This window comes from Actinosynnema sp., from assembly GCF_052038725.1.
Map to the genome: position 1 here is coordinate 1 of NZ_JBQGCX010000613.1, position 2,687 is coordinate 2,687.

At 73.3% G+C, this 2,687-nt stretch carries 2 protein-coding genes; both read right to left on the minus strand.

What is annotated here, in order from left to right:
* Positions 1-66 precede the first annotated feature (66 nt).
* Positions 67-1,767, minus strand: coding sequence for an acyl-CoA dehydrogenase (locus ACTUAL_RS12900; RefSeq protein WP_177154526.1), 1,701 nt, complete (start codon positions 1,765-1,767; stop codon positions 67-69).
* Positions 1,768-1,826: 59 nt separating this feature from the next.
* Positions 1,827-2,687, minus strand: an 861-nt coding sequence (locus ACTUAL_RS12905; RefSeq protein ID WP_440900401.1) for an SWIM zinc finger family protein, incomplete at its 5' end; no start/stop codon positions are given.

Sequence of the window (2,687 nt, forward strand, 5' to 3'; positions counted from 1 at the left end):
CGGGCGGGGTCGCCCGTCAAGCGCGCAGACGGGTGCCCCCGCCCGGACCGGCGGCGCGCGCGGCCGCTAGGGCCGCATCTCGTACGCCCCCGACAGCCCCTCGACCCGCTGCCACACCCGGTCGAACCGCTCGCCGTCCACCACCGGCTTCACCACCTGCGCCAGCGCCCACGCCTGCTGCTCCGGCGTCGACGCGGACTTCCCGTGCAGCGCCACCGCGCCCGCCGCGAAGTCCCGCACCAGCACGTCGAAAACCTGGTCGACCAGGTCCCGGTCCACCCCGGTCAGCGCGGCCTGCTCCAGCACCAGCTGCCCGTACACCACCAGCGTGAACAGGTGGCCGAGGCTGAGCAGGAAGTCCAGGTCGCCGCGCTGCCCGTCCAGCACCCGCAGCTCCCGCAGCGCGCGGGCCCGCTCGTGGAAGCGCGCCACGTTCGGCACGTCCGAGGCGGCCCGGTACGGCTCCTCCCAGTCGGCGAACCGGATCGCGCCCAGCCCGCGCGCCGGGCCCTGCTCCCAGAAGAACGCGTCGTCCGCCGGGTCGTGCCTGGTCGGCACCGGCGGGTAGTCGTCGGCGGGGGAGAACAGGTAGTTCGGCAGGAACTTCAGCACCAGCGCCAGGTTGACGTGGACGGTGCCCTCCAGCTTCGGCAGCGCGCGGATGTCGCGGGCGGCCATGGAGAAGTACGTGTCCTTCTCGAACCCCTTGGCGGCGATCACGTCCCACAGCAGGTCGACCACCCGCTCGCCCTCGGTGGTGACCTTCATCTTGGTGATGGGGTTGAACAGCAGGTAGCGGCGGTCGTCCGGGGAGGCGGAGCGGAAGTAGTCCGCGGCGCGGTCGGAGAACAGCTTCATCGCGGCCAGGCGCGCGTAGGCGTCCACGAAGTTCTGCCGCACGTGCGGGAAGGCGGTGACCGGCTTGCCGTACAGGACGCGGTTGTGCGCGTGGGTGATCGCCTCGTGGAACGCGTGCTCGCAGATGCCGACCGAGGCGGTGCACAGGTTGAACTTGCCGACGTTGACCGTGTTCAGCGCCGCGCTGAACGCCTCCTGCCCGGTGTGCAGCAGGTCGTCGGCGGTCACCGGGTAGTCGCGCAGCTCGAACTCGCTGACGAACATCTGCGAGTCCACCACGTTCTTGACCAGGTGGAACGCCGGGTGCTGCGAGTCGGCCGCGAAGAACGCGTACGCGTCCGGGCCCTCCAGGTCGGCGCGCCGCCCGAACACCGAGACCATGCCCGCGACGTTGCCGTTGCCGATGTAGTACTTGCTCCCCGACGCGCGGAACCCGCCGTCGCCGTCCGGGGTGAGCACCAGGTCGGTGGAGTAGACGTCCGCCCCGTGCTCCTTCTCGGACAGGCCGAACGCGAACACCGCGCCGTCGTCGAGCAGCTCGGCGGCGCGCTTGCGGGCGACGGCGTTGCCGCTCATCCAGATCGGCCCGAGGCCGAGCACGGTGACCTGCCAGGCGTACCAGTACTGGAGGCCGTAGAAGCCGAGGACCTCGCTCAGCGCGGCGTTGCGGGCGGTGTCCCAGCGCTTGTCCGGGTTGCCGCCCGCCTCGGCGGCGGGGGTGCAGAACGTGGCGAACAGCTTCTCGCGGGCGGCGAACTCCAGGAACTCCGAGTACCAGACCTTGGCCTGGTCGTCGGCGATCAGCCTGCGCTTGCCGCGCTGTTCGAACCAGTCGACGACCGCGCGCAGCAGGCGGCGGCTCTCGTCGTCCAGGTGGGCGGCGTCGTAGCGGTGGGGGTCGAGCAGCACCGGGGCTCCCTTCGTCGGGACCCGCACGTTACCAGTGGGTAACTTGGGGCGCTCGGGGCTCACCCCCGTCGGGGGAGCCGCCGGTACAGCTCGCGCAGCACCGGACGCACCGGACGCCCGTCCACGAGCAGCTCGCCCAGCTCGTCCAGCACCGCGTCGACCCGCTGCCCGCTCACGTCCGCGCCGGCCAGCGCCCCCTGCTCGGCCGAGGCGGCGCGAGCGGGCGGGCGAACCCAGAACGAGTCCGGCTCCGCCGCCAGCGGAGGCGCGGAGCGCTCGTCGTCGCCGGGCGCGCGCGAGGCCCGCAACCGGTCGAGCAGCTCGTCCCGCTCCCGACCGCGCCAGGCGAGCAGCGTGAACGGGTCGTCGTCCAGCGCGGACGCCAGCACCTGGCAGGCGGCGGCGAGGTGCTCGCACGGCACCTCCCAGGCGGGGCAGGAGCAGTCCATGCCCAGCTCCCGCGAACCGCGCGGCAGCAGCGACAACCCCAACTCCCCGAACACCCCCTCGACCCCGGCGGGCAACGTCCCGGCGAGCAGCTTGGCCACGAACACCGCCCGCCCGGCCAACGCCTCCTCGACCGACGCCCACTCCCCGTCGTCGAACCGCCGAACCGCGACCCGAGCCCGGAACGGCCCCTGCCCGTCCCGCTCCCCGGCGACGAGCGCGACCACGAGACTGGAGGAGACGGAGAAGCTCATCACCCGCCCACCCCGAACCAGCGCCCGCCCGCGCTTGACGGCGTCCGCCATCCCGAACGACCCGAGCACGTCGAGGAACCGCTGCGACCAGGGGAGGTCGGGGGTGGCGGGGGAGGGGCCGCCGAGGGCGGCGCTGCTCTGCCCGCCGTTGCCTGGCCCGGCGGTGCCTGGCCCGGCGCTGCTCTGCCCGCCGCTGCCTGCCCCGGCGCTGCTCTGCCC